Source organism: Pseudomonas sp. NBRC 111140 (assembly GCF_001320885.1).
GTDB classification, from domain to species: domain Bacteria; phylum Pseudomonadota; class Gammaproteobacteria; order Pseudomonadales; family Pseudomonadaceae; genus Aquipseudomonas; species Aquipseudomonas putida_P.
This window is the reverse complement of sequence record NZ_BCBQ01000170.1, coordinates 1-4,790: the sequence shown is the minus strand read 5'-3', so window position 1 is coordinate 4,790 and position 4,790 is coordinate 1. Positions and strand designations below refer to the sequence as shown.

The following is a 4,790-nucleotide window of genomic DNA, read 5'->3' as shown; positions in this document are numbered from 1 at the left end:
GTAACCGTCCGGCCAACTCACCTTCCTGACCCCGACGCCAAAGGCGATGGTGTCCACCTAATTTAAGTGGACACCATTTCTAGCCTTTTAAGCGGGTCTTTCCATGCAGTCACAACGCCGTTCCTATTCAAAATCCTTCAAGGCCCAAGTTGTCCAAGAGTGCGCCCAGCCCGGCGCATCGATTGCCAGCGTCGCGCAGAAGCACAGCCTTAACGCGAACCTCGTACATAAATGGATTAGGGTACTCACGAACAAAACTATGGCGCTGCAACCTGCTTTCATTCCAGTGCCCTTGCCGCTAGCCGGAGGACATTCGCAGGCAGCTTCATCAAGTATCTGCATTGAAATCCAGCACCCGCGTGGCACCGTCAAAGTGAACTGGCCGACCGAAAGCGCTGTCGCCTGTGCCACCTTTCTGCGAGACCTGTTGGAATGATTCGGATCGATGCCATCTGGCTTGCCACCGAGCCTATGGACATGCGCGCCGGTACCGAGACCGCGCTGGCCAGGGTGATCGCGGTGTTCGGTGTGGCGAAGCCGCACTGCGCATACCTCTTCGCTAATCGCCGTGCCAACCGAATGAAAGTCTTGGTGCATGACGGTGTGGGCATTTGGCTGGCAGCGCGACGATTGAACCAAGGCAAGTTTCATTGGCCCGGCATCCGTCACGGATCGGAAGTCGAACTCGATAACGAGCAACTTCAAGCCTTGGTACTGGGTTTGCCGTGGCAGCGGGTCGGCGCAGGCAGCGCGATCACAGTGCTTTAGCCCCTGCCATTAGCCCATCGGTTTATCGCTGTTGACGACCTGCTCTGACACAATCAGCGGCATGACTTCCTCGCCCAATCTCGACCAGATGACACCGGAACAGCTGCGCGGCTTGGCCGAACAGGCTATGCAGTTGCTGTCCCAGGTCGACTCCATGAGCCAGAAAATCCAACGCCTCGAAACGGTCAACGAGCAACTGGCTCATGAAATCGCCATCCTCAAGCGACACAAGTTCGCCAAGCGCAGCGAGCAACTGAGCCCCGACCAAGGCAGTCTGCTTGATGATCTGCTCGATACCGATATCGCAGCTATCGAAGCCGAGCTGAAGGCAGCCAATCCGCCGGCCGCACCGGCCGAGCCACGTCATAAGCCCAAGCGTGCACCACTGCCGCCGCAGTTTCCGCGAACCGTGATCCGTCACGAACCAGAGAATACTCAGTGCGTGTGCGGCTGCCAGCTTCAGCGAATCGGCGAAGACGTCAGCGAGAAGCTCGATTACACTCCGGGCGTGTTCACAGTTGAGCGGCATGTGCGTGGAAAATGGACGTGCCGTCAGTGTGAAACACTGATCCAGGCGCCTGTACCGGCCCAAGTGATCGACAAGGGCATCCCGACCGCAGGCCTTTTGGCCCACGTGATGGTGGCGAAGTTCGCCGACCATTTACCGCTGTACCGGCAGGAGAAGATTTTTGGTCGGGCCGGACTGCCCATCGCCCGTTCGACACTGGCGCAATGGATCGGACAGACCGGTGTGCAGCTCCAGCCTCTGGTCGATGCGCTGCGTGAGCATGTGTTGGCCCAGGGCGTGATCCACGCCGATGAGACCCCGGTTCAGATGCTCGCACCAGGCGAAAAGAAAACCCACCGCGCTTACGTGTGGGCCTATAGCACCACGCCTTTCTCGGCCCTAAAGGCCGTGGTCTACGACTTCAGCCCCAGCCGTGCCGGCGAACATGCGCGTAACTTCCTGGGCACGTGGAACGGTAAGCTGGTCTGCGATGACTTCGCCGGCTACAAGGCCAGCTTCGAGCTGGGCATCACCGAAATCGGCTGCATGGCCCATGCACGCCGCAAATTCTTCGACCTGCATGCAGCCAATAAAAGCCAGTTGGCGGAGCAGGCGCTTCACTCGATTGGCGGGTTGTATGAAGTCGAGCGACACGCCAAGGAAATGAGCGACGAAGCCCGCTGGCGATTACGTCAGGAAACAGCGGTGCCCATCGCTGAAAAACTGCATGAGTGGATGTTGGCCCAACGCGAACTTGTGCCCGAGGGTTCGGCCACGGCCAAGGCCCTGGATTACAGCCTTAAACGCTGGGTAGCGCTGACGCGCTACCTGGAAGATGGTGCTGTGCCCATCGACAATAACCAGATCGAGAATTTGATCCGGCCGTGGGCGCTTGGGCGCTCGAACTGGTTATTTGCCGGGTCGCTGCGCAGTGGAAAAAGGGCGGCGGCAATCATGAGCCTGATCCAGTCGGCGCGTATGAATGGGCACGATCCGTATGCCTATCTCAAGGATGTACTGATGCGGCTTCCGACACAGCGGGCGAGCGAAATCACGCAATTACTCCCGCAGCATTGGATGCTTGCCTGAGGCAGGCTAAGTGGACTTCGCCAAATAGTCAGCTCAAAGGCTGATTGGCATCAACAATTCGGAAGCGACTTTTCTCAGCATGTAGGTTTCGCGCAGAATTGACTGCCCCATCGAAGACTCGTGACGCTGCATGACGGCTTCATTGTGTGCGATGGCTTCATGCAGGTTGATCCAGACAGGCCGCATACCATTAGCGATTTCGTGGCTTTCCATTCTCACCGGCTCTAGCTGGGGCGCTACTTCGCATTGATAAAAATGCGAGGTCATGTGCATCAGATCGTACTGTGGCTTTTGGTAGGGCCGGTACTCCTCGATGTAACCGTAGTGCTGGAGCACCTGTATTTCACGAGCACCAGTCTCTTCCTCAAGCTCACGCTTCAGGCCTGCGACAATGTCCTCGTCACCATCAAGGCCGCCTCCAGGAAAGCTGAAATCGTTATAGCGCTCGGTGAACAGCAACAGGATCTGTTCACCCCGCATCACGATGCCGCGAGCTGCATGTCGACGGAATACTCTGCCCTGCTTGGATTTCAGCTCGGGGTGAACAATTTCAGTTATGAGTTGCATGTGGTCTCGTAGCGGCAAGATCAGTTAGTCATCGTCCAGGGTGGCCACGGTATTTCCTCAGTTCTGGAAATACTGTGGCCAGTGGAACTGGCTCAGCGAAGCAGCAATAAGGGTACAGTGGATGTACGCAGCATCGTCGTGGTCGTGCTGCCTATCAGAAACTGCCTGATGCGTGAGTGCCCGTACGCCCCCATGACCAAGAGGTCAATGCCGTGCTCTGCCTGATACGCATGCAGTGTGGACTCTACTTCGCCTGGGCGGATCTCGGAATGCACCAGCGAGCCGGAAGACGCAAGCGTGGTTCGTGCCTTCTCCAGCGCGTTCTGGTTGTCTTCAGAATCCGTTCCAACCATGACGATATGAATTGGCAGGCCTTCGCACAGCGGGCTTGAAGCAAGCATCTGTAAGGTCTTGTGGCCTGTTGCGCTGCCGTCAAATGCCACCATGACCGTTTCAGGTTTCCTGAAATGGCTGGTTGTAATCAGGGTGGGGCGGTGGATAGTTCGGACTATCGCTTCAATCTGGCTGCCAAGACTTTGGGCACTGCGCGTGCTGTCCTCACCGACTCTTCCAATCACCAGTAACCGAATATCGTCTTGGAGATCGCTCAGGCTCTCGACGAGATGGCCATGGCGCTGCTTCATATCAGGTGACATGGCGCCAGAGTGAACTGTTCGCTCGCGAGCTTTTTCAAGCATGTGCTGCCCATGCTCCAACGCCAGTTTTGCCCGCTGCGCATCCAGCATGGCCAACTCTTCCAGCAGATGTTCTCTGCTACCGAGACCGATATTGCCGCTGAGGTCAGCGGATGCAGGATATTTCTCCTTATCCAGCACATGAAGCAAGGTCAGGGGAGCGCTGAGTCGTTGCGAGGCCCATGCTGCGTAATCGCAGACCGCCAATGAGGATTGTGAGTTATCAATGCATGCCATTACGCGGGTCATTGTCGTTCTCCTTAGTGGCTCATGAGCTTGTCGATGGCACCGGGTTTGTCATGCACGCCGAAGCGGTCAACGATTGTCGCGCTGGCTTCATTGAGACCGAGCACTTCAACCTCAGCGCCTTCGCGTCGGAACTTGATCACGACCTTATCCAGCGCTGCGACGGCGGTGATATCCCAGAAATGCGCCTGTGTGAGATCGATGGTGACCTTGTTGAGCGCCTCCTTGAAGTCAAAAACCTCAGTGAACTTGTCCGCAGAGCTAAAGAACACCTGGCCCACGACGCGGTAAGTCCGATGCGATTTCGTCTCTTCAAGAGTGCTCTTGATATCCAGGTAGTGCCCGACCTTGTTTGCGAAGAACAGGGAGGCCAGCAGCACACCTACCAGTACGCCGTAAGCCAGATTGTGAGTGGCCACGACGACCACGACGGTCGCCACCATGACGAGGTTGGTCGACAGCGGATGCTCTTTCAGATTACGCAAGGAATCCCAGCTAAAGGTGCCGATGGACACCATGATCATCACAGCCACGAGTGCCGCCATAGGGATTTTGGAGAGCCACTCGCCAAGAAATACCACCATCAGCAGCAGGAAAACGCCGGCACACAATGTCGAGAGACGGGTGCGGCCACCAGATTTCACGTTGATGATCGACTGGCCGATCATGGCGCAACCTGCCATGCCGCCAAGCATGCCGGCAGCGATGTTGGCCACACCCTGGCCTTTGCACTCGCGGTTTTTGTTGCTGGTGGTGTCGGTAAGGTCGTCGACGATGGTCGCGGTCATCATTGATTCGAGTAGACCCACTACTGCCAACGCAGCCGAGTACGGGAAAATGATGCGCAGGGTTTCAAAATTCAGCGGAACTTCAGGCCAGAGGAAGATCGGGAGCGTATCAGGCAGTTGGCCCATGTC

6 protein-coding genes are annotated in these 4,790 nt (G+C 56.8%); 3 read left to right on the top strand and 3 right to left on the bottom strand.

From position 1 onward, the window contains the following. The first annotated feature begins 103 nt into the window (after positions 1 to 103). The 3 genes from APH42_RS29720 (at position 104) to APH42_RS28500 (ending at position 2,365) form a co-directional block, all read left to right on the top strand. Positions 104 to 436 (top strand): transposase, encoded by a 333-nt coding sequence (locus tag APH42_RS29720; RefSeq protein WP_009684096.1) that lies wholly within the window; start codon positions 104 to 106, stop codon positions 434 to 436. Further along, positions 433 to 768 carry an IS66 family insertion sequence element accessory protein TnpB gene (tnpB, locus tag APH42_RS30645; protein WP_009684097.1) on the top strand — a complete coding sequence of 112 codons (336 nt, stop codon included), beginning with the start codon at positions 433 to 435 and terminating at the stop codon, positions 766 to 768. The genes APH42_RS29720 and tnpB overlap by 4 nt, the downstream gene beginning before the upstream one ends. Positions 769 to 829: 61 nt before the next feature. Then, positions 830 to 2,365 carry an IS66 family transposase gene (locus APH42_RS28500; protein ID WP_009684098.1) on the top strand — a complete coding sequence of 512 codons (1,536 nt, stop codon included), beginning with the start codon at positions 830 to 832 and terminating at the stop codon, positions 2,363 to 2,365. A 33-nt stretch (positions 2,366 to 2,398) separates the two neighbouring features. Here APH42_RS28500 and APH42_RS28495 read toward each other — a convergent pair whose 3' ends face one another. The 3 genes from APH42_RS28495 to APH42_RS28485 form a co-directional block, all read right to left on the bottom strand. Continuing rightward, positions 2,399 to 2,932 carry an NUDIX hydrolase gene (locus APH42_RS28495; RefSeq protein WP_009684099.1) on the bottom strand — a complete coding sequence of 178 codons (534 nt, stop codon included), beginning with the start codon at positions 2,930 to 2,932 and terminating at the stop codon, positions 2,399 to 2,401. 92 nt (positions 2,933 to 3,024) lie between these two features. Continuing rightward, positions 3,025 to 3,876, bottom strand: a complete 852-nt coding sequence (locus APH42_RS28490; RefSeq protein WP_012316922.1) for a universal stress protein — start codon at positions 3,874 to 3,876, stop codon at positions 3,025 to 3,027. Positions 3,877 to 3,887: 11 nt separating this feature from the next. Continuing rightward, a partial coding sequence (locus tag APH42_RS28485) for a SulP family inorganic anion transporter (RefSeq protein ID WP_156352970.1) occupies positions 3,888 to 4,790 on the bottom strand: 903 nt, incomplete at its 5' end.